Annotated in this window: 28 protein-coding genes and 1 pseudogene; 8 read left to right on the top strand and 21 right to left on the bottom strand. The window is 55.9% G+C overall.

Annotated elements, in window-relative coordinates:
• Nucleotide 1 precedes the first annotated feature (1 nt).
• The 5 genes from J7382_RS18950 to J7382_RS18930 form a co-directional block, all read right to left on the bottom strand.
• A complete protein-coding gene (locus tag J7382_RS18950; RefSeq protein ID WP_209070559.1) occupies nucleotides 2-1,078 on the bottom strand; it encodes a helix-turn-helix domain-containing protein in 1,077 nt (358 codons plus the stop codon).
• 41 nt (nucleotides 1,079-1,119) lie between these two features.
• Nucleotides 1,120-1,359 carry a hypothetical protein gene (locus J7382_RS18945; RefSeq protein ID WP_209070558.1) on the bottom strand — a complete coding sequence of 80 codons (240 nt, stop codon included), beginning with the start codon at nucleotides 1,357-1,359 and terminating at the stop codon, nucleotides 1,120-1,122.
• Nucleotides 1,360-1,363: 4 nt separating this feature from the next.
• Nucleotides 1,364-2,815 carry an aldehyde dehydrogenase family protein gene (locus J7382_RS18940; RefSeq protein WP_209070557.1) on the bottom strand — a complete coding sequence of 484 codons (1,452 nt, stop codon included), beginning with the start codon at nucleotides 2,813-2,815 and terminating at the stop codon, nucleotides 1,364-1,366.
• On the bottom strand, nucleotides 2,812-3,969 hold the full coding sequence (locus J7382_RS18935) for an aromatic ring-hydroxylating dioxygenase subunit alpha (protein ID WP_209070556.1): 1,158 nt from the start codon (nucleotides 3,967-3,969) through the stop codon (nucleotides 2,812-2,814). The genes J7382_RS18940 and J7382_RS18935 overlap by 4 nt, the downstream gene beginning before the upstream one ends.
• A 93-nt stretch (nucleotides 3,970-4,062) precedes the next feature.
• The gene (locus J7382_RS18930) at nucleotides 4,063-4,968 is read right to left on the bottom strand and encodes a LysR substrate-binding domain-containing protein (RefSeq protein WP_209070555.1); all 906 of its coding nucleotides are present in this window, start codon (nucleotides 4,966-4,968) and stop codon (nucleotides 4,063-4,065) included.
• 231 nt (nucleotides 4,969-5,199) lie between these two features.
• On the opposite strand from J7382_RS18930, the gene J7382_RS18925 reads away from it, so the two are divergent.
• From J7382_RS18925 to J7382_RS18890, 3 genes and pseudogenes are all read left to right on the top strand, one after another.
• Nucleotides 5,200-6,144: a PDR/VanB family oxidoreductase gene (locus J7382_RS18925; RefSeq protein ID WP_209070554.1), complete on the top strand. Its 945-nt coding sequence runs from the start codon at nucleotides 5,200-5,202 to the stop codon at nucleotides 6,142-6,144.
• 44 nt (nucleotides 6,145-6,188) lie between these two features.
• Nucleotides 6,189-7,831 (top strand): annotated as a pseudogene (locus J7382_RS20160) (BCCT family transporter).
• A 159-nt stretch (nucleotides 7,832-7,990) separates the two neighbouring features.
• Nucleotides 7,991-8,230 (top strand): WGR domain-containing protein, encoded by a 240-nt coding sequence (locus tag J7382_RS18890; protein WP_348540053.1) that lies wholly within the window; start codon nucleotides 7,991-7,993, stop codon nucleotides 8,228-8,230.
• Nucleotides 8,231-8,271: 41 nt separating this feature from the next.
• Here J7382_RS18890 and J7382_RS18885 read toward each other — a convergent pair whose 3' ends face one another.
• Nucleotides 8,272-8,883: a hypothetical protein gene (locus J7382_RS18885; protein ID WP_209070548.1), complete on the bottom strand. Its 612-nt coding sequence runs from the start codon at nucleotides 8,881-8,883 to the stop codon at nucleotides 8,272-8,274.
• On the opposite strand from J7382_RS18885, the gene J7382_RS18880 reads away from it, so the two are divergent.
• Complete coding sequence (locus J7382_RS18880; RefSeq protein WP_209070547.1) at nucleotides 8,846-9,343, top strand: hypothetical protein; 498 nt, start codon at nucleotides 8,846-8,848, stop codon at nucleotides 9,341-9,343. The two genes, J7382_RS18885 and J7382_RS18880, sit on opposite strands and share 38 nt — an antisense overlap.
• A gap of 69 nt (nucleotides 9,344-9,412) precedes the next feature.
• A complete protein-coding gene (locus J7382_RS18875) occupies nucleotides 9,413-10,315 on the top strand; it encodes a bile acid:sodium symporter family protein (RefSeq protein ID WP_209070546.1) in 903 nt (300 codons plus the stop codon).
• 81 nt (nucleotides 10,316-10,396) lie between these two features.
• On the opposite strand, the gene J7382_RS18870 is transcribed toward J7382_RS18875, so the two are convergent.
• From J7382_RS18870 to J7382_RS18850, 5 genes are all read right to left on the bottom strand, one after another.
• A complete protein-coding gene (locus J7382_RS18870; RefSeq protein ID WP_209070545.1) occupies nucleotides 10,397-10,855 on the bottom strand; it encodes an acyl-CoA thioesterase in 459 nt (152 codons plus the stop codon).
• Between the two features lie 15 nt (nucleotides 10,856-10,870).
• The gene (locus J7382_RS18865; protein ID WP_209070544.1) at nucleotides 10,871-11,656 is read right to left on the bottom strand and encodes an enoyl-CoA hydratase-related protein; all 786 of its coding nucleotides are present in this window, start codon (nucleotides 11,654-11,656) and stop codon (nucleotides 10,871-10,873) included.
• Nucleotides 11,657-11,979: 323 nt separating this feature from the next.
• Nucleotides 11,980-12,957 carry a nitronate monooxygenase family protein gene (locus J7382_RS18860; RefSeq protein WP_209070543.1) on the bottom strand — a complete coding sequence of 326 codons (978 nt, stop codon included), beginning with the start codon at nucleotides 12,955-12,957 and terminating at the stop codon, nucleotides 11,980-11,982.
• Between the two features lie 147 nt (nucleotides 12,958-13,104).
• Nucleotides 13,105-13,722, bottom strand: coding sequence for a 2-hydroxychromene-2-carboxylate isomerase (locus J7382_RS18855; RefSeq protein ID WP_209070542.1), 618 nt, complete (start codon nucleotides 13,720-13,722; stop codon nucleotides 13,105-13,107).
• Nucleotides 13,723-13,732: 10 nt separating this feature from the next.
• Nucleotides 13,733-14,470 (bottom strand): SDR family oxidoreductase, encoded by a 738-nt coding sequence (locus tag J7382_RS18850; protein WP_209070541.1) that lies wholly within the window; start codon nucleotides 14,468-14,470, stop codon nucleotides 13,733-13,735.
• A 213-nt stretch (nucleotides 14,471-14,683) separates the two neighbouring features.
• On the opposite strand from J7382_RS18850, the gene J7382_RS18845 reads away from it, so the two are divergent.
• The 3 genes from J7382_RS18845 to J7382_RS18835 all read left to right on the top strand — a co-directional run bounded on the left by J7382_RS18845 (nucleotide 14,684) and on the right by J7382_RS18835 (nucleotide 16,956).
• Complete coding sequence (locus J7382_RS18845) at nucleotides 14,684-15,199, top strand: helix-turn-helix domain-containing protein (RefSeq protein WP_209070540.1); 516 nt, start codon at nucleotides 14,684-14,686, stop codon at nucleotides 15,197-15,199.
• A gap of 124 nt (nucleotides 15,200-15,323) precedes the next feature.
• Complete coding sequence (locus J7382_RS18840) at nucleotides 15,324-16,562, top strand: NADH:flavin oxidoreductase/NADH oxidase family protein (RefSeq protein ID WP_209070539.1); 1,239 nt, start codon at nucleotides 15,324-15,326, stop codon at nucleotides 16,560-16,562.
• A 13-nt stretch (nucleotides 16,563-16,575) separates the two neighbouring features.
• Nucleotides 16,576-16,956 carry a DoxX family protein gene (locus J7382_RS18835; RefSeq protein ID WP_209070538.1) on the top strand — a complete coding sequence of 127 codons (381 nt, stop codon included), beginning with the start codon at nucleotides 16,576-16,578 and terminating at the stop codon, nucleotides 16,954-16,956.
• 10 nt (nucleotides 16,957-16,966) lie between these two features.
• Here the strand turns inward: J7382_RS18835 and J7382_RS18830 are convergent, their stop codons facing one another.
• The 10 genes from J7382_RS18830 to J7382_RS18785 all read right to left on the bottom strand — a co-directional run bounded on the left by J7382_RS18830 (nucleotide 16,967) and on the right by J7382_RS18785 (nucleotide 25,692).
• Entirely contained in the window at nucleotides 16,967-17,359 is a 393-nt protein-coding gene (locus J7382_RS18830) for a RidA family protein (protein ID WP_209070537.1), read from the bottom strand.
• Nucleotides 17,359-18,150, bottom strand: coding sequence for a creatininase family protein (locus J7382_RS18825; protein ID WP_209070536.1), 792 nt, complete (start codon nucleotides 18,148-18,150; stop codon nucleotides 17,359-17,361). Before J7382_RS18825 ends, J7382_RS18830 begins: the two co-directional genes overlap by 1 nt.
• Nucleotides 18,147-19,073 carry an isopenicillin N synthase family oxygenase gene (locus J7382_RS18820; protein ID WP_209070535.1) on the bottom strand — a complete coding sequence of 309 codons (927 nt, stop codon included), beginning with the start codon at nucleotides 19,071-19,073 and terminating at the stop codon, nucleotides 18,147-18,149. Before J7382_RS18820 ends, J7382_RS18825 begins: the two co-directional genes overlap by 4 nt.
• On the bottom strand, nucleotides 19,070-19,672 hold the full coding sequence (locus J7382_RS18815) for an NAD(P)H-dependent oxidoreductase (protein WP_209070534.1): 603 nt from the start codon (nucleotides 19,670-19,672) through the stop codon (nucleotides 19,070-19,072). Before J7382_RS18815 ends, J7382_RS18820 begins: the two co-directional genes overlap by 4 nt.
• Nucleotides 19,669-20,274, bottom strand: coding sequence for an NAD(P)H-dependent oxidoreductase (locus tag J7382_RS18810; protein WP_209070533.1), 606 nt, complete (start codon nucleotides 20,272-20,274; stop codon nucleotides 19,669-19,671). The genes J7382_RS18815 and J7382_RS18810 overlap by 4 nt, the downstream gene beginning before the upstream one ends.
• A gap of 10 nt (nucleotides 20,275-20,284) precedes the next feature.
• Nucleotides 20,285-21,697, bottom strand: a complete 1,413-nt coding sequence (locus tag J7382_RS18805) for an FAD-binding oxidoreductase (protein ID WP_209070532.1) — start codon at nucleotides 21,695-21,697, stop codon at nucleotides 20,285-20,287.
• A gap of 9 nt (nucleotides 21,698-21,706) precedes the next feature.
• Entirely contained in the window at nucleotides 21,707-22,966 is a 1,260-nt protein-coding gene (locus tag J7382_RS18800) for a cytosine deaminase (RefSeq protein ID WP_209070531.1), read from the bottom strand.
• Nucleotides 22,967-23,830, bottom strand: coding sequence for an ABC transporter permease (locus J7382_RS18795; RefSeq protein WP_209070529.1), 864 nt, complete (start codon nucleotides 23,828-23,830; stop codon nucleotides 22,967-22,969).
• Nucleotides 23,827-24,618 carry an ABC transporter ATP-binding protein gene (locus J7382_RS18790; protein WP_247745117.1) on the bottom strand — a complete coding sequence of 264 codons (792 nt, stop codon included), beginning with the start codon at nucleotides 24,616-24,618 and terminating at the stop codon, nucleotides 23,827-23,829. Before J7382_RS18790 ends, J7382_RS18795 begins: the two co-directional genes overlap by 4 nt.
• Before the next feature lie 75 nt (nucleotides 24,619-24,693).
• Nucleotides 24,694-25,692: an ABC transporter substrate-binding protein gene (locus J7382_RS18785; RefSeq protein WP_209070527.1), complete on the bottom strand. Its 999-nt coding sequence runs from the start codon at nucleotides 25,690-25,692 to the stop codon at nucleotides 24,694-24,696.
• Between the last annotated feature and the right edge of the window lie 64 nt (nucleotides 25,693-25,756).

The following is a 25,756-nucleotide window of genomic DNA, read 5'->3' as shown; positions in this document are numbered from 1 at the left end:
TTCAATCATGGACGGCCCCATGCGGGAGGGCTTTTGGCACATAGGCCTCGCTTGATGGCATGTGCCAGTTAGAGAGGCTGCGTTGCGGGAGGCGCGGCGCTCCAAACGAAAGCGCGGCATGCCGTACACCGTGACTGCGGTCTTTGCGTGCCTGCGTCGGGGATTGTCCAAACTCCCTGCGGTAATTCACGGAAAACGCACTGGTACTGTCATACCCAACGGAAAGCGCCACCTCTTGTAGCGGCTTGTCGGTATAAAGTAACTTTTGGCGCGCAGCATCCAATCTGAGCTTCCTGTAGTAGGTGCCGGGGCTGATGCCGGTTTCCTTTTTGAAACTCCGTTCGAGCTGTCGCAGTGACATGCCGACCTGTTTGGAGACGTCCTCAATCTTAAGCTTGCTCTCTATGTTGCTGGCAAATAAATCAATCGCTGAGCGTACGGCGCGTGGCAAACCGTCTCGTGTGTGGTTTTTGCTATAGGTAGGCAAGATTTGTCGTGTGTCAGTGTCCCGCAATCCTGCGTATTGAAACCAGCAGGCGGTTTCTACGGCAACCGATTCAGAAACTTTCTGGGCAATCACCCCAAGCATAAACTCAAAAATCGCCGCTGTTCCGGCAAAGGACATTCGATTGCGATCAACTGTGTAGAGCGTATCGCTCAGAAGGAGCTTGTCAAACTTCTCTTGCAATGCGGCTGTGTAACAAAAGTGAGCACTGCATTTGTATCCGTCAAAAAACTGTTCCTCTGCTAGAGCAAAGAGTGCGCCGCTTACTGCACCAATGCGCGCACCATGTGACAGATGGCGTCGTAAAAGACCGCCAGTCGCCTTCCTGTTTTGAAGCCTAGCGGATGCACCCGCGAAGACAATAATGGCATCTGTCTGCGCGACATTCGCAAGTGCCTCGTCTGGGTTGACGCTTAGTCGTGAACTCGAAAAAGTCGCCGCTCCGCTTTCGGAGACAACCGTCCAGTTCAAATTTCTTTGGCCGCTGATTTCATTGGCCACCCGCAAAGGATCAATTGCCATAGACAATGCAGCAACGGGGAAGTCATCCAAACAAAGAAACGTGAAATGCATTATAATCTGACCTCATCAAAATGCGTGTGCTTTGCCCAGACTCAGAAAGTAAGGCGATGCGCACGGCCACGTTGATAGAGTTTGAGATTCAACTCTTCAGCTTCAGCAGCGCCATGTTCCAGCGCAAAGACAAAAGCGTGCGTCAGGTAGAAGCAAGAGGCCTCATGGTCTTGAAGCTCGTCAGCTTGTTTGGCTGCTGCATGATAAAGATGGATCAGCATGGGTGCGTCGTCGTCTGCATGGGCCTGCAAAAGCTGTCTGTCGAGTTCCTGAAGATCCATTGGCTTAGCCTTTCAGAGAAATGGCGATGTTCTTGGTGCGCACGTAGTTGTAGAGCGCTTCAAGCCCCTTTTCCCGACCAAAACCAGATTTTCCGACACCTCCAAAGGGTGTTGAAATCCCACCGGCAAACCACTCATTCACAAAGACCTGACCTGCGCGGAGCTTGCGTGCGACCCGGTGTGCGCGAGCCAGATCCCGCGTAAAGATTCCTGCGACCAGACCAAATTCGGTGCCGTTTGCCAGCGCAATGGCCTCAGCCTCTGTGTCAAACGGCGTAAAGCATGTAACAGGCCCAAAGACCTCTTCCTGCGCTATCTCGCTTGTCGGATCCACATCTGCGAGGATCGTCGGTGCCATAAAGTATCCAGTTCGCTCAAGCCGCGCGCCACCTGTCACAACACGCGCACCGCTATGGCGTGCGGTTGAGGTAATGGTTTCGATCCGCGACAATTGCCGTGCAGAAATGACCGGAGTGTGGTCAGGATTTTCCATCCCATGCCCAACCGTCAGCCCTTCTGCCAGTGCCGCAGCACGTTCCACGGCTTGATCATAGAGAGAGCGATGTACGAGAACGCGAGCCATTGCCGAGCAAACTTGCCCGGCGTTGTAGAAAATGCCGCTTTGCAGACTTGTCATCAGCGTGTCCAAATCCGCGTCATCAAAAACAACAGCCGCAGACTTTCCACCAAGCTCCATCAATGATGGGACCACACTATCGGCTGCAGATCGCAGAATATGCTGGCCAGTGGGTACTGATCCCGTGAACACAATCTGATCGACCTCTGGACAAGCGACCAGCCGCGCCCCCAAATCAGAGCCAATACCATTCAGGATCGACACAGCCCCCGGCGGGACATCCGCACGCTCCAATGCAAGGCCAAGCATCGCTAATCCAAGCGGATCCAGCTCTGGTGACTTGATGATGGTGGCATTACCAGCGGCCATCGACGGCGCTAGCGAGCGTCCTGCAATTGAGACGGGAAAATTCCAAGGCACGATCTGTGCGGAAATCCCAAAAGGCTCAAAGATCGTATAGTCCGCGTAGTCAGGGCCTAACGGAATTGATTTGCCTTCAATCTTGTCGGCGACACCACCATAATACTCAAAATACTGCGCGGCTTCGAGAAACTCATCGCGCGCCGCCTCAAGTGTCTTACCACTTTCTCGGCAAAGTAGCTCTGCGCCTTCATCCGCAATGATCCGGATTTCCTGAGCAATGCGGATCATCAGCCGCCCACGTTCGGAAGGCTGCAGATCCGACAGATCGCCGCGTTCAACGAAAGCCCGCGCACTGTCCAGTGCCGCAGATAGTGTCCCCTCACTTGCTTGGGCGCAATCTGCAACATGCTCTTGGTTGCCGGGATCCTCAACGGCAATGCAACTGCCGTGATCCCCCTCGACCCAACGGCCGGCCAGAAAATTTCGGGCCAGACCATCTTTGACAAAGCCGCTCATACTTCTGCGCGTCCTTTTTGCACCTGAGAGGCCACCCAATGGTGAAAACAATGGGTTGGTCCATCCATCGCGGGGGAGAAACGGCCGCCATCAAACTTCACCCCATGGCGGCCTTTCTGCATACCCTCGACAACAAATACATCCTCTTGAAAAACTGTGTTCCAAAGTTCTGCATTTTTGTTTCGCAGCTCCGCGTGTTCCGGAGCATCTTCAGGTTTTTGCGCGTAGTAAAGCTCAATATGCTCGCGCGTTTTTTCGTGAGTAACGGGCTCCAGAATAAAAGCAAATCCATGATCCCGTTGCACGCCGAGCAAAACATTTGGATAGACGACGATATACTCCGCCCCCTCATGCCATTTCTCGCTCAAGTTTTCGAAATCTTTCAGCTTTTCTCCGTTCTCCCCCTCGAACTGTCTATAGACCAGGGTACCCTGCCCTGAGTATTTGCCGAGCTCATTGATGTTGTAGTGATCCTCCAGTCGGGAGTAGCTGTTGAGCCCTGGATGTACCCAAGGTAGGTGATAGCTCTCACAGAAATTCTCAACAGCCAGTTTCCAGTTGGACTCCAGCTCCAGAAGAACAGATGCGTCCGAGCCACCATGGTACATTGGCTGCTCGAACTCTCTCCAACGTTCCATCAGATCCGCGTGCACATCTTCGAATTCCGGCGCATTGCCGTCAACGTTTACGAACACAACGTCGCGCCACACATAGGATCGAATGCGGATCAAACCCAATTTAGAAAAATCCAGGTCTTCATGAGTGTTTTGGCCAGGACCACCAACATGTGGTGCCGTTCTCAACTCTCCATCCAGTCCATAGCACCAGCTGTGATAAGGACAGCGGATCGCCCCGCGAATTTTTTGCGGCTTGTCTACCAAAATCATACCACGGTGGCGGCAGGTGTTTTGAAACACGCCAATCTCACCGTTACGATCGCGCACCATCAATAGTGGCATCCCTAGAAAATCAACAGGCTTTGCATCACCTGTGTTTGGCACATCTTTGCCAAACCCAATCCCGGACCAGTTCGCAAAGAGGACAGATTCCCGTTCTTCCTTAAAGACTTCAGGATCGATGTAGTGAGCATTTGGCAACCCATTTGCCGTATTCACATCTCTGAGGACTGAAGCGAGGGGGGCATGCTGATTCATCGAACTCTCCTTGGCGCTATTGGCGTTGCGTCTAATGAAAGTGAACATCTATCGCGCTCAATATCGGAAAAGTTCATTCAAGGTTGATTTTATCTAAAGTGAATGAGTTTCCGCGTCGCTCAAAATCCAAGCCTTTAATTTCTGCGCCCCATCGGACAGCGTTTCGTCCGGCTGGCCACAGAGGTAGAAACGATGTGGCGCCGGCAAGGTATGCGGCTCAATTGCTACAAGCTTTCCACTCTGAAGCATTGGCGCAACCAAGCGCCGCCAGCCCAGTGCAATCCCCGCCCCTTTCCTGGCGATTTGCAACGCAACAGAATAGCTTGTCACTCGTGCGCCCCGCGCAATATCACCGGTATACCCAAGCCTTTCGAACCACTCCGACCATCGGGTCCAAGATGGGCTAGCAGCCTCTAGATGGATCAGCCGCTGGCGCGCCAGGGCATCAAGCTCGATGCCGTCTAACTGTGCGGCCAATACAGGTGATGCAACGGGCACCAATTCATCTCGATAGATCGGTGTTTGGCTCAATGTTGAATCGCCTGAAAGGCCATATGCTATGAAGAAATCGAAGTCGCGCACGCGATCAAAAGGACGGTCCTGTGTGATCTGATGCACGTTGATCGCTGGGTGCTCCCGCCAAAAATTAATCACAGTGGGCGACAACCAAAGGGCGGCAACTGCTGTCGTGGAACCCACAGTCACCGCCTCTTCTCCCCCTCTATTTCGAATTCGGGACAGCTGTTGCGAAATCTGTTTGAATGTCGCCCCGAGGGTCTCAAACAGTACTTTACCGTCTTCGGTTAGTTGAACGCCACGGTGCTGACGCAGGAACAAGGCTTGCCCCAATTCTTCTTCCAGCGCCTTGATTTGGTGACTGACAGCGCCCGGCGTGACCGATAGTTCCTGAGCGGCATTTTTGAAACTCATGTGCCGCGCGGCGGCTTCAAATGCAGACAACGTGGTGAACGGGGGGAGGTCATAGTGGCGTCTGGACATGGCGACTCCGCAACAAAGGTCTAGCTATAGGTGAGGTGAGCTCACCCTTATATGAGTATTTTCCGAATTGAACGAGTCCCTTAAATGCATTTTTTCCACCGTTAACAACTTTGGAAGCACGCGCGTGACCTAGGCCAGAAACGTAGCGGACCTGGCTGCGCCCTTTTTGGGCCAGCAACCGAGGGAAGGCGTCGCTGCGCAGCAACCGCCCATATTAGAGAGGATACGCCCATGCAGACCGTGACTGCGCGCCTATTGAAAAAGACTGCTCTTAGCCCGGACACCACTGATTTTGCATTCGAAGTTTCGGAAGGACGCTTTCAAGGCCTTGAGGCAGGTGCACATGTAGACGTGCATCTCGGATCTGATCTTGTCCGCCAGTATTCAATTTGGAGCTGGAGTTTGGATGGACGGCTTCTGAATGTCGCAGTTAAACGCGAGGACCAGGGACGCGGAGGGTCTCAGGCCATGCATGCGCTGGAAGAAGGTGTATTGGTCGAGATTGGAGGCCCACGAAATCACTTCAAGCTGCAACTCAGTGATCGCTACGTGACCTTGATTGCGGGCGGTATTGGTGCGACCCCTTTGGTCGCCATGGCACGAGAGCTGTTGAATGCGGGGCGTGATTTTCAGGTCGTGTATCTGGTGCGCACGAGAGATCTCGCCGCCATGGATCAAAAGTTTCGCGCGCTGGGACTGAATGAATGGTACCGGCTGCACTGCGATGACGAAGACGGTGCCTTCGACCTGCCTGCCTTGATGCGATCTTTGCCGGTGGACAGTGATATTTACACATGCGGCCCCGAGCCAATGCTGAACGCTGTTCTGGATGCAGGGGCGGCGATGCGCGGTGGCACCATTCACTTTGAACGTTTTGCGGCGATCACAAACACCGAGCATAGGGAAGGTAGCAGCTTTGAAATTGAGCTCACTTCAAGCGGTGCCGTGTATGAGGTCGGCGCCAAGCAATCCATCCTAGAGGTTCTCCAAAGCAATGGAGTGCACGTAGATTTCGGGTGCTCTGAGGGCCTGTGCGGCTCTTGCATGGTGGATGTTGTGGAGGGCGACGTTGATCACCGTGACGGCATCCTGACTCCGGAGGAGCAGGCCAGCAACAGCTTTTTGTGCACATGCGTGTCGCGCGCCAAAAGCAAGCGCATTGTTCTTGATCTGTGACATCCCATCCAACTCAAACACAAAAAGGCAGACAGGGAGGAAACATGTCTATCAAACCACCTTTCACAGATTTGGAGATCAGTCGACCATCCAAAGGTTTTTATGAAGGTCACTCCGTTCAAATCGCGTTGCTCAGCAAAGCCATCATGATTGCGCTTGTTCTGTGGGCGCTTATCTGGCCAGCCAAGGCCAATGGAGTTTTGGCGGTCCTGAAGAGAAGCCTGAGTTTTCCGACTTTTCTTGGTTCTCTATGATATTCGGTGCAGGGCTTGGCGTAGGACTTATGATTTTTTGCCACGGCCGAACCATTAAGCCTTTGGGGATCCAACCCGGTCGTCTTGGCGGGCGCAGTGGACGCCAATTCACTTGAAGTCATTCAAGCAGCCTACCCTTATACCTACCAGCACTACGGCTTTCACGCTTGAGCCATCTATGTGGTGACCGGACTGTCGCTGGCCTACTACATTTACTCAACGGGGATATCCCTAACGATCCGGCCTGTCCTTACCCCATTGTTTGGCCCTTTACTGAATGGTTTTCTGGGGAATGTGGTCGATGTACTTGCCGTGGTTGCGACCATTTTAGGTGTATCAGTCATCATCGGCCTCGGCGTCAGCCAGTTCATCGACGGTCTGTTGCTATTACTGGCATGGAATGGATGATGCACCTTACGGGGGATGTGCCGCCCCCCCCCAGTACAGTGCGCCTGATAGCCGGCCTGATGGTGATCATGAACCTATCGAACCTCAACCTCATCCTGTCTATGATCCTGTTGCTGGTTTTTGTGATTTGTGGATCCTTTGCCTTCGCGCTCAGCACGTATGTTTCTGCACTTGTTGACTATCTGCTACATTTTTTTCAGTCTCAGCTTTGGAGCCTATGGCCCCCAATCGGCGACTGACTTTGCCACGGTGCTGCCAGCGGATGCTGTTCCGTATGCGGATGCGCTACGCGGCGGAGCTACGAATGCATGGGGTTCGTATGATGGGTTTGTATCTGGCCTTGAAGGCGAGGCAGCAACTCTTTCAGCAGAGAGGCTCATGGCAGCTTATGATGCAGATGAACAGCAACGGCAGGCTGGCTGGACCACATTCTACTGGGCTTGGTGGATTGCCTTCTCTCCTTTCGTAGGCCTGTTTCTGGCCCGGATCTCAAAAGGGAGCACCATTCGCGAATTCATTATTGATTGTGTCTTTGCTCCTGCTGTGGTGTGCTTTGCTTGGATGGTCATTCTCGGCGGTACCGCGATTGACATGGAACTGAGTGGCGACGCAAATGGGGTCATCATTGGCGCCTCAAATACTGCCAAGCTTTTTGTCACATTGGGCGAAATGCTTAGCGGACCACTTTTGTCGGGCATTACCGTTATGTGCGTCGTGCTAGTATTGACATTTTTGGTGACGTCCGCGGTTTCCGGTATCCTGGTCATGAATACCACATTATGTCCGGCGGAGATCAGGAAGTGGGCAATAAGCACAAGATTGTCTAGGGATTGATCCTTACCGCTGTGATTGGGACGTTGATTTTGGCTGCGGGTGAAAACAACCCGCTGGACGCTATGCGCAATGCCATGATCATCGGAGCCCTACCTTTCATTATGGTCATGGGGCTGATGTGTGTCGCATTGGCCAAAGCGCTGTATCGCGATGGGCAGCGCACGAAATCGCAAACAAACGAAGCTGTCTAAAGACACGCACTGAAGCAACTTTTGAATCTCTTAAACTCCGCCCTCAATTGGGCGGTGTTTTCTGTTATTCTGTCTTTGCTCGCGTCTATTTTTTCAAGCGATCGCGTATCGAGACCGCCAAAATATTTCTGAAATCAGCGCTTCAATGATAGTCTAAAAATGATGGAACAAAGCGATACTTATCTTGAGAAGTATGATCACGCAAAAAACCTTGCGCGGTTTTATCACCTCTCCATTATGCCCAACCTTTTTGGGGAATGGACCCTGTGTCGCCAATGGGGGCGGATTGGACACGCGGGCCAATCTCGATTGGATCTTTTCGCAAACCAGCAGGAGGCGCAGAATGCCTTTGACGCGTTGAGGCGAGCAAAGTTGAAACGCAATTATACGCTGACATAGCGCTGCGCCCATCCCCTTTGTTGACAGGCGCATGATCCATGTTACGCTCGAACGCGTTTGACCGCGTTCCCGTTTTTCCAAAAGCGATACATTACCTTGAGGGCAGGCCAAGCCCCATCTGCCTTCTTCTGGGGGGTTTTGCCCTGTGATAAACGCTCAATTTGCATCGTGTACCAACTGATTTCCATGATTGCCATGGCATCAATTTTCTTGATTCCGGATGTGATCGGTTTCACCGTGGATACATAGGTTGGGTTGTCCACAATATGTTTGCCAAAGCGGGCATCCACAGCAGAAGGCCGTGCCACGCCGGCCATGTCAACCGCACCTGAGGCCAGCGCTTCTTTGATGCCAGTTGCCGAGCGGAAGCCACCGGTCACTACAAGCGGTGTTGAAATTTGCGCCTTCACCTTCTCCGTATATTCAAGGAAATATGCTTCACGCTTACGAGTGCTCTCTTTGACTTCACCCTTACCTTTGCGGTTCACAGGGTTCTCCCAAGAGCCGCCAGAGATTTCGATCAAGTCAATGCCAAGCGCGTCGAGTGCTTTTGCAACATTTATGGAATCCTCTTCGGTGAACCCTCCTTTTTGAAAGTCCGAAGAATTGATCTTTATGCCTATATTGACGGGCCGTAAAAAAGAGCTGATCATCCGGGGCGGCCACAACATCGATCCCAAAATTATCGAAGAAGCCATGCATGCGCACCCGGCCGTGCAAATGGCGGCTGCTGTGGGGCGTCCTGATGCCAAGGCGGGCGAGTTGCCCGTGTTGTATTATCAGGGCGACGCAATCCAAGAAGAAGAGCTCTCCTCCTTCGCGGCCACGCATATTGCCGAACGTGCCGCGATCCCAAAGGCTTTCATCCGCCTGGATGCCTTGCCTGTGACAGGCGTCGGCAAAATTCACAAAGTCACGCTCAATATGATGGAAATCGAGCGCACCATCCGGGCTGAAGCGGAGGCCAAAGGCATCGCCATCCGCGAGCTGGAAGTGCTGCAGGACAACCATCGTGGTGTCTTTGCCCATCTTCGGCTCGCATCCAACAGGGATCAAGCCACCATGCGCCATGCGCTCGGTCTGTATGCCTTCTCGGTGGACTACCAGACTTAGGAGGTCACCACCTGTCGCAAGGAGGAGGCGACGGGGAAGGCCAACCCAATCTCGACAGGGAGGAAAGAGATGGATTTTGCAATCAATATTGTTGTGCCTGCAGCGCAGGCCTTCATTATGTTTTCACTGGGGCTCGGTCTGGCAGTTGACGACTTTCGCCGTATTTTCTCGCGCCGTACCGCCTTGGCCATAGGGGCTTTTGCGCAGATCGTGATCTTGCCGCTGACGGCCTTTGCGGTTGTATTGATCCTAAATATGCCACCTGTGATGAGGGCTGGTCTTATGCTGCTGAGCTTCTGTCCCGGTGGGGTGAGCAGCAATGTCATTACCAAGCTGTCGCATGGTGATCTTGCACTGTCTGTGTCCATGACCGCGGTCACCAGTGTGGTCGCCTTTATCACTGTGCCGCCATTGGCCACATGGTCTATTCTTTATCTGATGGGGGAACAGGCACCTGATTTCTCCTTCTTCGACATCGCCATTTTCACCTTTCTTGTGACCACCTTGCCGGTTTTGACTGGTATTTTGGTGCGCGCGGTTATGAATCGTTTGGCGCGGCGCCTTGAGAAGCCACTCCAAAACACTGCAGTGCTGTTCTGGGTTCTGCTGGTCGCTGCGCTGTTTTTTGCCAATCGTGCTGTGCTGATCGAGAATATGCCTTCTCTTGGCTATGCCACCATGCTCCTGCCCTTTGCGTTGATTTTGATCGGCCTCACGCTCTCTCGCCTGCTTGGGTTGACCAGCACAGAGTCCAAAACTGTGGCAATCGAAACCAGCGTTCAGAATTCCCCCTTGGGCATTACGCTTGCGATCGTGATCACGGGCACCAGCACAAACTTTGCCGAGGTTCCCTTAGCGCTGCCGTCGGCGATGTATTCGCTGACGATGTATATCGTGGTTCTGCCGTTCATGCTTTTTTTCCGCGCGCGCAGCCGCAACACGGAAAGCCGCTTGGCGCAAAGCACGACTTAAGTAACTTTGACAGATATCCAACAGACTGCGTGGCGCCCGGTTTTCAGGGCGCCACAATGCGCGTAATCTGCAAATCAGATCTCAGGAGTCTGTGGAAATCAGTACTGGATAGCCTGAGACAAAAGCTTCTGGCATCCGGGTCGGGTGCCCTGTGGAGAGATTGATTGAGACGTAAAAAGATTTGGCCCGCAACAGAGTCTTACGGTCCGACAGTCTGATCATCTGGATCAGACGCGTCGCACGCAACCGCCCGTCATTTTCCACAATCCAATTGTAAACAACAACTTCATCTCCGAGTAGGGCAGACGCGAGATAATCAATCTCGTGCCGTACCGCAGCCATGCCACGATTTAGCGACATGCAGACATCCTCACCCAGACCAACAGCGCGTGTATGATCCCAGATCGTAGCGTCAATCCACTTCAGATAGACAGCGTTGTTGACATGCCTAAAACCGTCCAGATCGCTTTCTGTGACGGTGAATTTTCGCCAGAATGCCCGTGGGTGATCGGCCAGAGCCGCAACCTCATCGTCGGTCATGTCCTCCCGCTCCAATCACACGGGAACTTTCGAGAAGTCAGGGGCACGCTTTTCTGCAAACGCTTGTGCCGCTTCTGCAAATTCCGGTCCCTTGAGCCCGTCAAAGAACAGCTCGAACTCTTCTGCAATTCGCTTGTCCAGATCCTCTCCTGACACATCCCGCAGCAGGGCGCGCGACTTCATCAGGGCATTCAGGGGCTGTTTTACAAGTGTCGCAGCCGCCGCTTCTGCGGCTTGCGCAACCTCTCCGGCAGGCAAAACCTGCGATATAAGACCTAGTTTCTCGGCTTCTTCCGCAGAGAAGAGACGCCCCAAAAGGATCAACTCGGCAGCTTTCGCGGCCCCCATCAAGCGCGGCAGCAGAAACGACGATCCGGCTTCAGGGACCACACCGAGATTGACAAAAGGCATGCGGAATTTTGTGTCCTCGGCCGCATAGATCAGATCACAATGCAGCAGCATCGTCACACCTATACCCACAGCCAGCCCTTCAACCTGTGCGACAATCGGTTTGGGAAATTTTACAATCGACTCAACGAATTGCACCGGCGCAGGCGTTTCCCCTGCTGGTGCGTTGAAGCCATTCACATCATTGCCCGAGGAGAATACCCCACCTACGCCACGCAACAACACAGTGCGCACAGAATGATCGCTGGCGGCGGCATCAAGCTCGGATTTCATCCGCAGATACATTTCGCGGGTGATGGCATTTTTCATTTTGGGGTTGTCCATCGTCAGGCGCAGAATGCCTTCTTCGCGCTCTACGATCACATGACCCTTGTTTGGTGTGGCATCGGTCATACTTGATTCTCCCTCTTGAGGTGCAACCCGGCAGGACGTCCTGCCATCAGGTCGTTTGTTCCATTCTTACGCATTTGATAAAGACAGCCACCGCCATTTTCTTGTCGTCCGTTACGTCATTTCTGCGACACAGAAGAATTTTGATCGGGATCGCTCTGTCTCTGAGGTGGCTTCCGCGCGACCCGTTTTACGAAGTGCGCTGCGCTGCTCTCTGGCGGTCCATGCGGCGCAGTGCCCATGAGAAAAACCGGCCACACGTACTGCGTGGCCGGTTCAGTGGTCCGGTCATGATCAATGGGGCGCCACAGTCGGACCGGGAAACGTCATGCGTTCAGGAAGCCGCCAAGTCGTTTGGAGATGATCTCATCCGCCTCCGCCATGATGCGGTCAATCAATTCCTGGCAGGAGGGGATGTCGGTGATCAAGCCAGCCACCATACCACAGGACCAAGCTCCGGCATTCATATCGCCTTCTTTCATGATTCTCGGATAGACGCCTGCCACTTTGTCGATAATGTCTTCAAAGGTGATCTTGTCGCCCAGCTCTTTCTCTTTCTGGATAAGCGCCTCAACCGTTGGGTTGGTTAGTACGCGTTCGGTATTCCGCAGCGGGCGCATAACAAGCCGGGTGTCCAGCTCAGATGCGGCCACGACCGCGTCTTTCACATTCTGATGTACCGGCGCCTCTTTCGTACACAGAAAACGAGTCCCCATGTTCATGCCTTGCGCCCCCATTGCCAGAGAGGCCACCAGACTACGACCATCCGCCTGACCACCTGAGGCCACAAAAGGGATTTCCAATTCATCAGCCGCACGTGGCAGTAGGATCATGTTGGGAATGTCGTCTTCACCGGGATGACCACCACATTCAAATCCATCAACCGACACCGCATCACAACCAATCTCCTGCGCCTTAAGCGCATGTCGCACAGACGTGCACTTGTGGATCACCTTAATGCCAGCATCTTTGAAATAAGGCATGACCTGTGCCGGGTTTCGCCCGGCTGTCTCAACGGCTTTTACCCCACCTTCGATGATCGCTTTAACATAACCGGGATAATCTGGCGTGCTCACGGTCGGCAGGAACGTCAAGTTCACGGCAATAGGCTTATTTGTCATATCTCTGCACCGAGCAATTTCATTGGCCAGACTTTGGGGAGATCCCAAAGAAAGCGCCGTGATGGTGCCCAGACCGCCTGCGTTGGACACAGCCGCTGCCATCTCCGCATAGCCCACCATATGCATGCCACCCTGAATGATCGGATGCTCAATGCCAAACATTTCCGTAATTGCAGTTTTCATAACTAGATCTCCTTTGCTCGGATCTGAGCCGAGCCCTTTTGGTGTTTTGAAGACAAATGAGGTGCCAGCTCTAAGCCATCAACGCGGGCGCTTGTTTCAAGCCCAAGTCAGTGTTGCTTTAGATTGGGGATGGCTGTCTGCGCCTTGTCAGCCGTTTGATAGCTGCAGGTAGATTTCTTCTTCAATCTGGCCAAGCCGCTCTTTGCCAAAAAACATTTCGGAGCCCACGAAGATCGTTGGGATTCCAAACACGCGACGTGCGACTGCGGCTGCAGTATTGGAAGCAAGATGATCTTTGACAGCTTGGTCCTGTGTGGCTTCAAGCAGATAGGCCCCGTCTAGCCCCACCTCATTCATCGCCTGAACAAACACCTCTGGATCATCCATTTTGAGGTTCTTCTCCCACATCGCAGAGAACCCAGCCTGCAGGTATTCACGGTGCTTTCCTTCGCGTTCTGCAGCAGCGGCAGCGCGCATCATCATCAGTGTGTTGACGGGAAAGTGGCGATTGAAAACATAGTCTGAGAGATCGTGTTTCTGAACGAAGCGGTTAATTTCAATCCGTTCATAGTCGAGCTTACCTTTGACCTTGGAGAAGGCGAAAGCGGGCGCCATATTGTGTGTCGCCTTGAAAATACCGCCCAGTAAACAAGGAATGTAATTGAACGTCACCCCAGTGCGTTCCTCGATTTCGGGTATGACCTTGTGACAGAAATAGGCATTCGGGCTGCCAAAATCATAAATGAAATCTGCGGTGATACTCATTCGTCTATCCTCACCACTTTTCCGACCAAGGCCGCAGGTCAAGCTCGTGCGTCCACGCCGAACGGGGTTGATGGTGTAACATCACATAGTTCTGCGCGATGTGATCAGGATTCAAAATGCCATCATTGGCCCGCAAGTCATCGACATGCGGGAAATTCTCTCGAATGAAATTGCTATCAATTGCACCATCAATGATTGTGTGGGCCACATGAATGTTCTGCGGTCCCATCTCGCGTGCCAAAGATTGGGCAAAAGCGCGTAGTGCGTGCTTCGCGCTTGCAAAAGCTGAAAACATTTTACCACCACGTACCGATGCCGTCGCACCTGTGAAAATAATGGTTCCCCGCTTGCGCTCTTGCATACGTTTCGCTGCCTCGCGCCCCATGAGAAATCCCGCAAAACAGGCCATTTCCCATACTTTGCGATAGACGCGCGCCGTGGTTTCAGTCGCTTTGAACATCACATTGGCACCAATATTGAATACGGCAACTTCAATTGGCCCGACCTCCGCTTCGATTTTATCAAACAGAGCAATCATCGCTTCTTCGTCACGCGCATCCGCTGGAAAAGCCAGCGCCTGATGCCCCGTATCACGAATGGACTGCGCCAAATTCTCCAACGCATCCGCATGACGTTCACGGCGCACCAGACAGGTGATCAAGCCATCCTGTGCAAAAGCTCTCGCAAGGGCTGCTCCTGTATCATCGCCAGCGCCAATGATAAGGCAAACACCTGTCTTCCCATCCATATGGATCTCCGTCCCTTCAAATTGGGACACCTAAAGCACTTGCCTGCCACAGAGGTCTCCGCAAGCCCTAAAAGCTACAGAACTGATGTCCTCCCGCGACCAAAGCCAAGTACCTTGGCGTCCACCAGATTTGGTCTTATTTATAAACCATAGAGATATTTGGTTTAATTTCTCAACCAAATATCTCGCCATTCCGAAGTGACGTGAGGGAAAATGTCCGGAAAACACAAACAGACATGCTCGATCGCAGGGTTTCTCAATATCTTTGGAGATGCTTGGACCTTGCTCATCGTGCGCGAAGCTTTTTATGGCACAACGCGGTTCTCCGACTTTCAACGCCACACTGGCGCAGCTAAAAACCTGCTTTCAGATCGCCTCTCTAACCTTGTGAACCAAGGGATCTTGGAAAAGGTGAACGTTGGCACAACTGGCGCACGCTATGCTTATCATGTGACAGCCAAAGGAGAGAGCCTGAAACCGTTGCTGGCGGCCATTATCGTGTGGAGCAACGAAAACCTCTATACCAGCGGCGAAGAGCCGACCCTCGTTCTAAGTCGGGACACCGGCGAACCTGTGCGCAGCTTTGAAATGACATTTGACACTAAGGCAGCAATCCCTGTGCCTGCTCTGGATGTGGTAGCGGGACCCGGGGCCAATGACGCCGCTCGCAAGCGCCTTGCCAATCGGCCCTGGCCCGCCCAACAGATGTCCAATGATCCAAAGGCTTAAGCCAGATAATCACCCAATGACGGGCACAACGCTTGTTTCCTTGCGTCAATAGAGAACCCCCCATTTGCGGCGACTTCAACACACTGGCTATGCTTAATAATCTCAGTGTTCGAAAGGACTAGTCATGACCTCTCCCCTCGCTGCTCCCTTGGCTATTGGCAACAAGGCCAGCATCCGCAACCGGTTTTTCAAATCGGCAGCAAGCGAACAGCTTGGCGACCGCGCCCGCAATCCCAAACCGGGACTGGCGACCCTTTATCGAGCCTGGGCCAAAGGCGGCGCGGGCTTGGTCGTGACAGGAAACGTCATGGTGGATCGCACGGCTCTTGGAGAACCATTCAATGTTGTTTTGGATGACGAAAGCGATCTGGACGCATTTCGAGCTTGGGCCAAAGCGGGCACAGAAGATGACACACATCTTTGGATGCAACTCAATCACCCGGGTAAACAAAGCCCAAAACAGATGAGCCCGGAGCCACTGGCCCCCTCTGCTGTACCCTTAGTACCTGCGTTGCAGGCGGCCTTTAATCCACCACGCGCCATGAGTGAAGCAGAGATCAGAGATACCATTGCCCGTTTTGCCCGCGCCGCAGCATTGGCAAAGGAAACCGGTTTTACCGGCGTACAGATTCATGGTGCCCACGGGTATCTGGTCAGCCAATTTCTGTCGCCCCATCATAACCGACGCGAAGATCAATGGGGCGGTACACTTGAAAACCGCATGCGGTTTGTGCTGGAGATTTATGCGGCGATCCGAGCAGCAACCGGGCCTGATTTCCCCATTGGGATCAAATTGAACTCCGCAGACTTTCAAAAAGGCGGCTTCAGTGAAGAGGATTCTATGCAGGTGGTAAAGGCGCTGGAAGAAGCAGGTATTGACCTGATCGAGATTTCTGGTGGCACCTATGAGGCGCCGGCCATGATGAAAGGCAAGCGCGAGAAAGCACAGACGGCCTCGACCCAGAAACGTGAAGCCTATTTCCTGCAATATGCCGCCGAGCTGCGCAAAAGCGTCAGAACCCCTTTGGTGGTCACCGGCGGGTTCCGCAGCCGTGCGGGTATGGAAGAGGCGCTCAATAGCGGTGCCACCGATCTGGTCGGCCTCTGTCGCCCGTTGATTCTCAAGCCAGATCTTCCCAATGCTGCCCTCGCGGATCCGGCCTTCAACTATACGTTTCAGGAACCCAGCACCGGCATTCGCGCGCTTGATAAGATGACCATGATCAATCTCACATGGTACGAAGGCCAGCTCTGGCGGCTTGCCAAAGGTCAGCAACCCAGCACCAAACTGCCACCGAAATTGGTTGCGCTGTCCATCATCTGGAAATCCATGATTGGACCTCGCCCCAAACTGCGGGCCTGACAGGAGAACCAATATGCGATGGCACCACCCCTGTCTGGGAATTGTTTTTCTGTGGTTTATGGCCGGTGGTGTCACACATTTTACTGCGCCCGATTTTTACCTGCACATCACGCCACCCTGGGTGCCCTGGCCTCTTGCCGTGATATACATCTCGGGGGTCTTTGAAATCGCGGGCGCCATCGGCATTCTGCTGGCACCTCTGCGACAGCTGGCCGGAAATGGCTTGATCCTGCTCACTTTGGCCGTAACCCCCGCGAACATTTACATGTCGATGAACCCGGAGCTTTTTTCAGAGGCGTCCGAGGCTCAACTCACCCTCCGACTGGGGGCGCAGGTTCTGCTTCTGATGTGCATCTACTGGTCCACACGGGGCAAACGTTGGCGAACCATTTAGCTCCCGCATCTCATGCGGGAGCGGCGGCCATCACCTCCACCTCCACCAGAAACTCTGGCCGCGTGAATCCGCCCACAATCATCAGGGTGGAGGCCGGCAGATGCGGGATCTGCTCCAGATATTCATCCCGCGCACGCATATAGGCCTGCATATGGGCGCGGTCGGTCACATAGGCCGAGATATGCACCACATCCGCAGGCCCCATGCCGCCTGCGTTCAGAATGGCGGTGATGTTTTCAAAACACTGACAGGCCTGCGCATAGGCCCCGCCGGGGATGGTGTCCTGCGCCGTAATGCCAAGCTGGCCCGAGGTGCGTATGATCCGCCAGCCCGCCGGAATTTCAACGCCATGGGCATAGGCGGCAAAAGGCGGGCGAATGCTTTGTGGTGTCAGGCTTTTCATCACGTCCCCCACCCGCTTGGCGCTTCAGGCACCGCCATATCACGCACATCGCGCAACAATTCGATAAAGCCCGCCACCTGATGCTCTGCGGTCGCCAGACCTTTCTTTGCCGTGCCCGCTCTGGCGTCCCCAACCGTGCCCAGCGGGTTGAGATCTGAGGCAATCCAGCCACGGGACACCGCCCCGATCGGGGAAATCGCCGTGTCCTCCGCCGCAGAGCGTGCCTTGGGCGCGGCGCCCATATCCACCGTGTCCGGCGCAAAGGCCAGCATCAGGGAGCTCTCTACATCGCCGCCATGAATGCCAAACCGCAGCTCATGATCGCTGTACATGTCCTGCGGATGGCCAAAGCTGCCCCATTGACATTTCACCGCCAACATCCCGGCCTGAACCCGCAACTCGCGGCTGAGAATGGAAATCAGATCCAGATTGCCGCCATGGCTGTTCACAATCACGATCTTGCGAAAGCCCGCCCGCGCCACCGACAGGCCAATCTCTGTCCAGGCCGCCAGTGCCGTCTGCGCCGAAAGTGTCAGCGTGCCTTTTGCCCAAAGGTGCTCGTTGGATTTGCCCACGGTCTGTACCGGCAATATCCAGGGGCGCAGATCCTCCGGACAGCGCGCGCGAAACCGCGCCAGCATGCCCTCCATGATCAGGCTGTCCGTGCCAGTCGGCAGATGCGGCCCGTGCTGTTCAATCGCGGCAGTGGGCAGGATCGCAATATCGCGCTGCGGGTCCACCTGTTCAAACGCCCGCGCCGATCGCGCGGCCCAATCCAGCGGGTGTGTCATGTGTGCTCTTTCCTGTCATAGGTCGCATCCAGCCGCATCCGCAGATAATCAGCCGCCAGGATCGGCGGATAGCACGGCGTGCCCGTGCCCGGCAAAACCGCAATCTCGCTGTCCGGGTTGGGATCGAGAAAAAACGCAATCGAGCGGCGCGGGTTGGCAGGCGGCAACACCCGATGCGGATTGGACACATAGGTGTCATTGCTCCAGCGCATCAGACAATCCCCGATGTTCACCACCACCGCTTCGGCGATTTTGGGCACGTCCACCCAATCATCGCTTCCGCGCGGCTGCACCTGAAGCCCCGCCTCCCCATCGGTCACCAACAGCGTGACCGAGCCATAATCGGTGTGTGCGCCCGCGCCGATTTCCCCATCCCGCCCGGTGGCCGCCGGATAAGACAGCAATCTCAACGTCGCCATGGGCGCGGTGAAATGCGGGGCAAAAAAGCCCGGTTTAAGCCCCAGATCACGCTCAAACGCGCCATGCAGCGCCACCCCAAAACGCAGTGCCTCATCGTAGTAGCGCAGCATCACATCGCGAAACTGCGGCAGATCCTGCGGCCAGATGTTCACCCCGCGAAAGGCCTCGCCAGCCAGCACCCGTGGATCCTCCGCCTCAAGATCAAAGCCAATATTGAAAGCCTCTTTCTGATCCTGCATGCCGGAGGCATTATCCAGCCGTTCCTCGCCCTGTCCGACCCAGCCGCGATTGTGTGGATTGTTGCGCAGCGCCAAAGGCGCTTTCCGGGCGGTGGGCTGCGCAAAAAACGCATCCGCCTGTGCAAACACCTCCGCCACCAGCGCTGCCTCCAGCGGCGGGTTGGCAATCATGAAAAATCCAACTTCGCGACAGGCCTGTCCCAAATCTTGGGCAAAACCGTCCGGGTCACTCTCCAATCTCTGCCAGTCCAGAATAGGGATCATTTTGCCCACCTCACCATCCGTTTCACCTTGCGATCCACCCGCGCCAGATGCGCGGTCAGGCTGGGCCTCTGCGCACTGTCCATCAGGTAATGGGCCGCAAATGTGGTCTTGCAGCCTTTGGCGCACAGCAACCGCACCCCACGCAAAATCGTGCGCCGCCCCGGTGCCCCGATCAACCGCGTCAGCCACCAGCTTGCGCCACAGGTGGTGAACACCGCCAGCTGCGTGATCTGGGTCAGCGCCGGTTTGATGTCTTCGCCCTCCGCAGGCATGTGAAACGCCACCCCCGGCACCATCACCCGATCCAGCCAGCCCTTGAGCATCGCAGGCAGCCCGTACCACCATGTCGGATAGACAAAGATCAGCGCCTCACACCACATCAGATCGGCGCAATGGGTTTCGATGCCGCTCTGGTTCTGCGCCACATCCGCATAAAGCGTCAGCTCCTGCCCGGTCAGGCGCGGGTCAAACTGCTCGCCGTAAAGATCAATCACACGCACCTCGGCCTCTGCTGCACGCAGGGTGCTAAGCACCTGTTCTTTCACGGCATGGGTATAGCTGACCGGTTTGGGGTGACAGTAAACAACCAGCGCCTTCATGCCAGCCTCTCCACTTTCTGTTGCACATGCGCCAGATGCGCCGTCCGCACCTGCGCGCTGTTGCGGTTCATATCGTAGAGCGGCAGATAGTGGCAGGGCGGCATGCCACAGGCATAGCGCAACGCGCGGGTTACGTTCTTGCGCGGCGGATCACCATTCAGAAACGCCCGAAACCGGGTGCCGCCATAGGTGGTGCAGGCCATCAGCTGTTTGATGTTGGTCAACGCCGGGCGCACCTTGCCCTCGCGCAGCTCAAAGCTCACCCCCGGCAGGCACACCCGATCAAAAAACCCTTTCAGGATCGCCGGGTAGCCAAAGTTCCACACCGGAAACACCAGCACCAGCGCATCCGCCGCCCGCAGCCGCGCCACATAGGGCGCCACCGGGGCAAGATTTTCCGGCGCCTCGTGATAGCCGCGCCGCTCTGCCTCGCTCAGCACCGGAGAAAACCCTTCCGCGTTGAGATCACAATCATCCACCGTCCAGCCTCCGGCCTTCAGCGTGCCCACCACCGTGTCATGCACCGCCGCGTTAAAGCTCTCCGGACAGGGATGCGCATAAAGCACCAGCGCACGGCGCGTGTTGGTGTCGCTCTGTGTCATACCATCCTCCTCAGCTTGGCGGGCGCATGTCGGGATAGGCATACATGGTGTCATAGGTCCAATACGGATCGTCAAAGGCGATCATCTTGCCCGGATTGAGCAGGCCTTTGGGGTCGGCTTCGCGTTTGAAATTCAGCTGCGCATCATCGGTGTGCTGCCGCCCGCCTTCTTCCAGCGTGTAGCGGTGCGGGTTGAAAATCAGCGCGCCTGCGTCTTCATGAATGCGGATGATCTCCTCCAGCCGCGCCTCGGTAGTGAACCGCACCATGGAGAGCCCGGCAAAGCCCACTTTGCCCCCGGCCCGGATCGCCTCCAGATGCTGGATCACCTCGCCTTTCGGGAAAGCGGCCCGCATCTTCTCCACCAGCGCCTTATGTTTGGGGAAGCCATAGCGGATCTGCAGATAGGTGATCGACGGATCCACCTTCAGCGCGCGCAATGTGGTGTGGTTCCAGCCATATTCAAAGATCAGCCCCGGCCCGCGCGCCCAGCTGTGCGCATCAGAGCGATAGATCATCTCCGCCCCTTCTTGCCGCCCCAGATAGGTCAGAAACCCGTCCATCCCCTGCGGCGCAACCATCAGCGCCAGCAGATGATCATCCTCATCCACATAGGGTGCCACCCGTTTGAAAAAGGATTTTGCCGTGGGCGCCTCAAAGACAGAGGCCAGTTTCAGCAGGATGCCATCTTCATTGGCCAGATCATCCGCCAGCGTCATCGCCACGCCAAAATCCTTGGCTTTCACCAGCACATCGACCCAGTCATAGGCCGGCGCGGTGGGCATTTCGACCTCGGTGATAATCCCGTTGGTGCCATAGGCATGGCTGACCCGCGCCAGCGCCTCGCCGGTGAATTCCAGCACCCGTGGCGCGGCTTCCATGGTCACCACCCGCAAACGCAAGATATTGCCCAGATCGCGCAGCGACCCCCATGTGACCGAGCCCACCCCGCCGGATCCGCCAGCAATAAAGCCGCCAATGGTCGCCGTGACCCAGGTCGAGGACACCATACGCAGCTCATGCCCGGAGTGTGTTTTGCAATGGGCATCCAGATCTTTCAGAAGACAGCCGGGCTGTGCCACCACCCGCCCCGGCGTGCAGGACAGCACCTGATTCATATGGCGCAGATGCATGACACAGCCCCCGCGCATCGGCATGGCCTGACCATAGTTGCCCGTGCCCGCCCCGCGCGTGGTGACCGGAATGTCATAGTCATAACAGGTCTTGAGCACCTCGATCACCTCCGCCTCATTGCGCGGGCGCACCACAAAATCGGCGCGCAGATGATCCAGCCGCGGCTTTAACACCGGCGAATACCAGAAGAAGTCACGCGACGCCGCAGTGATCGCCGCCTCCCGCTCTTCAAGATCCAGATGAGACAGCGCCGCTTTGGCCGCTTCAAGGTTTTGGGTAAAGTCTTTCATGGAAAATCCTCAGAACAAATCATCCAGCTCGGCGTAATCCGGCAGGGTGCGGTCAATGGCCTGACCGTTGCGCAGCACAATCCGGTCACTTTGCGGGCGCGGCAGCAGCTCAGACCAGTTGCGCGCCCTGAAAATCACCAGATCCGCCGCATGGCCGGGGGTCAGGTCTTGAGGCGCAAAACCACAGGAGTGCGCCGGGGTGGTGGTGAAACTCTTGATCCAGTCGGGATCCGCGTGATCCAGATGGGCAATGCGCGTGGCCTCCCGCAGCACCTCTACCATATCCAGATCACCATAGGCGTAGAACGGATCGCGGGTGTTGTCAGAGGCAAAGCTCACCGGAATGCCGCGCGCCTTCATCTCATGGGCCAGCGTCACCCCCCGCCCGCGCGGGGTGCGCCCGGCGTGGCGATCCTGCAAATACATATTGCACATCGGCAGGCTCACCACATTGAACCCGGCCCGCGCCACCAGATCGAGCGTATCAAGCGCCCGCGCCTCCTCCTGTGTGGACAGGGAACAGAGATGCCCCACCTGCACCGGCGCATCAAATCCGGTGTCCAGCACCGCCTCGGCCAGAATGCGCAGGGTTTCCGAGCCCGGATCCATGGTCTCATCCACGTGGAAATCCACTTGCAGATTGCGCTCTCCCGCCAGGGTCAGGAACTTGCGCAACAGCTCGGCCAGATCATCAATCGGATAGGTCACAAGCCCCAGCACACCGCCATGTTCCGCCACCAGATCCGCCGTGCGCTTGAACCGCCCGTCAATATCCACCCGATCACAGCCCCCCAAACAGGACGCCTGCAAGTCGATCTTATCTGCCCAGGCGTCGCGCAGCCGTGCAAAGGCGGGCCAGGAAATCTCATCCTGATCCGGCGGGCTGTCCAGATGGGTGCGGATCGCGCGTGTGCCATGGGCATAGGCACAGCGCAGCGCAAAATCCGCGCGACGATAGACATCCTCTGCCGACCAATTAGCATGATCCGCCATCACCGTGGTCAGCGCGCCCATGAAGCTGCCATCAGGGTTGGACGCGCGCGGATGGATGTGGCCCTTGTCCAGATGGGTGTGCGCATCGGTGAAACACGGCAACACCATCGCGCCTTTCATCTCCACATCCTCCCCAACCGGGGCCGCTGCAATCTGCCCGTCTGAAATCGCCAGATCGGTGGTGATCAGATCCCCCGCATCCGCCCCCGCCAGACAGGCAGGCACAGTGACGTTGCGCAGGGTGAAATCCCCCTTGGGTAATGTCTTGAAATCCATTTAGTTTTCTCTCTTCAAGGCACTTTCATGCCAACGGTACAGGCACAGGTGGCTGACCACGCTCATCAGCGCAAAAATCACCACCCCCATCAGCGAGATCAGCACCAGCGCCGCGTACAAGCGGCCAAAATTGAACCGGTAAGACGCCTCAAGCAGCGTGGAGGCAAGACCCAGCCCGGTGCCCGCGCGGCCAATCACAAATTCCGCCACCACCGCGCCGATCAGCGCCAGCCCTCCGGCAATTTTCAGCCCACCCAGAAAATACGGCAGGGCTGACGGCCCCGACAGAAACCGCAACCGCTGCCAGGCGCTGGCCTCATAAATGGTGAACAGATCCTGCAGATTATGATCTGCTGACTTCAGCCCGATGATGGTGTTGGACAGGATCGGGAAAAACGCCACGATCCAGGCACAGATCAGCGCCGCCGCAAAGGCGCTGTCCACATAGATCTGCAACAGGGGCGCAATCGCCACCACAGGGGTGACCTGCAAAATAACCGCGTATGGAAACAGCGACATTTCAATCCAGCGCGATTGGGTGAAAGCCACCGACAACAACACGCCCCCCAGCACCGCCAATATCAGCGCAAGCAGCGTCAGCCGCCCGGTGATCAACAGCGCCGGCCACAGCACGGGCCAGTCCTGCACCAATGTCACCGCCACTTTCCACGGCGACGGCAGAATATAATGCGGCACCTGCGCAATCATCACATAGGCCTGCCAGGCCCCGATCGCCAAAATCAGCACCAGTGACGGCAGCGCCCATTTGGCGATCTTCATGATCTTTTCGTTGCGGGCCTTGCGAGCCTCTTCGGCATCCAGAACCGGCGCCGCCAGCGGTGCCTCTGCACTCTGATCGGTCATGCGGCTTCTCCCATAGCATCATGCAACGCCTCAGAGGCCCGCCGCGCGTGGCTGGCATAGCTTTCTGTGGTGCGGAAACTGTCGTCCCGCGGATAGGCGGCATCCACCTCAAGCTCGGCAATCACCCGCCCGGGTCGCGCCGCCATCACCACAATCCGATCCGACAGAAACACGCTTTCAAACACCGAATGGGTGACAAAGATCACGGTGCAGCCGATCTTTTCACGCAGGCTCAGCAGATCGCGGTTGAGCTTGTGCCGGGTGATCTCATCCAGCGCCGCAAAAGGCTCATCCATCAGAATAAGCCGCGGTTTTGTCACCATCGCCCGCGCAATCGACACCCGCATTTTCATGCCGCCCGAAAGCTCGCGCGGGAAAGCGTTCTGAAATTTCTCCAGCCCCACCAGCCGCAGCGCCTCGATCACCTCGTCTTTCACCGAAGAATAGGATTTGCCCCGCAGCCGATACGGCAGCCAGACATTGTCCTTCACCCGCGCCCAGGGCATCAGCGTCGGCTCCTGAAACACCACGCCAAGGTCGCCCTCGCCGCGCCCGTCCTGCCAGTCAATGCTGCCCGATGTGGGCTGCATCAGCCCGGCAATCAGCCGCAGCGCCGTGGATTTGCCACAGCCCGACGGCCCCAGCAGCGAGACAAAATCGCCCTGATTGATGGCAAGGCTAAGATCCTTCAGCGCGGTCACCTGCCCGCCAAAGGTTTTCTCGACATTCCGCATACGCAACAGCGGCGCACGCCCCCCAAGCGGCGGGATAAGGTCTTTCCTGTTCATAAAGAAATCCGTCTTGCGGTTTCAATTTGGCAGCCCCGCCCCCGTTCAAAGGACGAGGCCGCCCCACGCGGTTGCTTAAGGCTTCAGCTCCATGCCGACGCCCTTGCCCACAAAGCTGGTGGTGAAGGCGCTGTCATAATCCAGCCCCGCCTCAATCACCCCGGCCTCAACCATCTTGTCGTAGAAATCCGCCACTTTCTCGGCGTTGATTACCCCGATGCCCATGGTCTCCGCATCGCCGGATTCCACAATGCCGTTTTCGCTCATCTTGGCGATGGCATAGTCGATCTTATCCTGCGTCATCTCCGGATTGTCCGCCATGATCAGCGCATTGGCGGCGGCATTGTCACCATAAAGATAGCTGTACCAACCCTTGATCGAGGCATCGACAAAACAGCTCACCTCTGCGGGTTTGCTCTCGATAGTGGCCGACATCACCTCGATTGTTGTGGCATAGGTGGAATAGCCCGCATCCGCGATCAGGAAGACATCCGGCTTAAAGCCGCCTTCTTTTTCCACCAGAAACGGCTCTGACGACAGATAGCCCTGCATTGCCGTGTCGGAATTGGCCAGGAACGGCGCCGGGTTGAACGTATAGGGCTGGCGCTGCTCCACCGTGAAACCATAGGCTGCCATCATCCACTGATAATAGCTCTGATAGCCATTGTCCCCGATCAGCAGCGTCAGGTCTTTCAGATCCTCAAAGCTTTCCGCCTGCCCCGGATGGGCCACCAGCACCTGCGGGTGTTTCTGGAAAATCGCCGCCACAGACACCACCGGCACACCTTCTTTCACCGCGTTGAAAGCCTGCAGCATATCCCCGCCCATGTGATAGTCGATCTTGCCCGCCATCAGCAGCGCGCGGTTGTTCACCTGCGGCCCGCCGGACACAATCGACACCTTCAACCCGCAGGCCTCATAAGAGCCATCTGCCACCGCCTGATAAAAGCCGCCATGTTCCGCCTGTGCCAGCCAGTTGGTGCCAAAGGTCACTTCGGTAAGCTCTGCCAATGTGGCCGTGGGGGCAAGCAGCGCCACCGCTGTCAGTGCCGAATAAAAGGATGTGGTCTTCATGGATCATCGTCTCCTGGTTGGTGATAAAAAGGCCACCCTTCTGGCGGGGCGGTCCGGATATGGA

The sequence above is a fragment of the Shimia sp. R11_0 genome (assembly GCF_017744035.1).
GTDB classification, from domain to species: Bacteria; Pseudomonadota; Alphaproteobacteria; order Rhodobacterales; family Rhodobacteraceae; genus Shimia; species Shimia marina.
The sequence above is the reverse complement of the archived record's forward strand: the minus strand, read 5'-3'. Positions and strand labels throughout refer to the sequence as shown.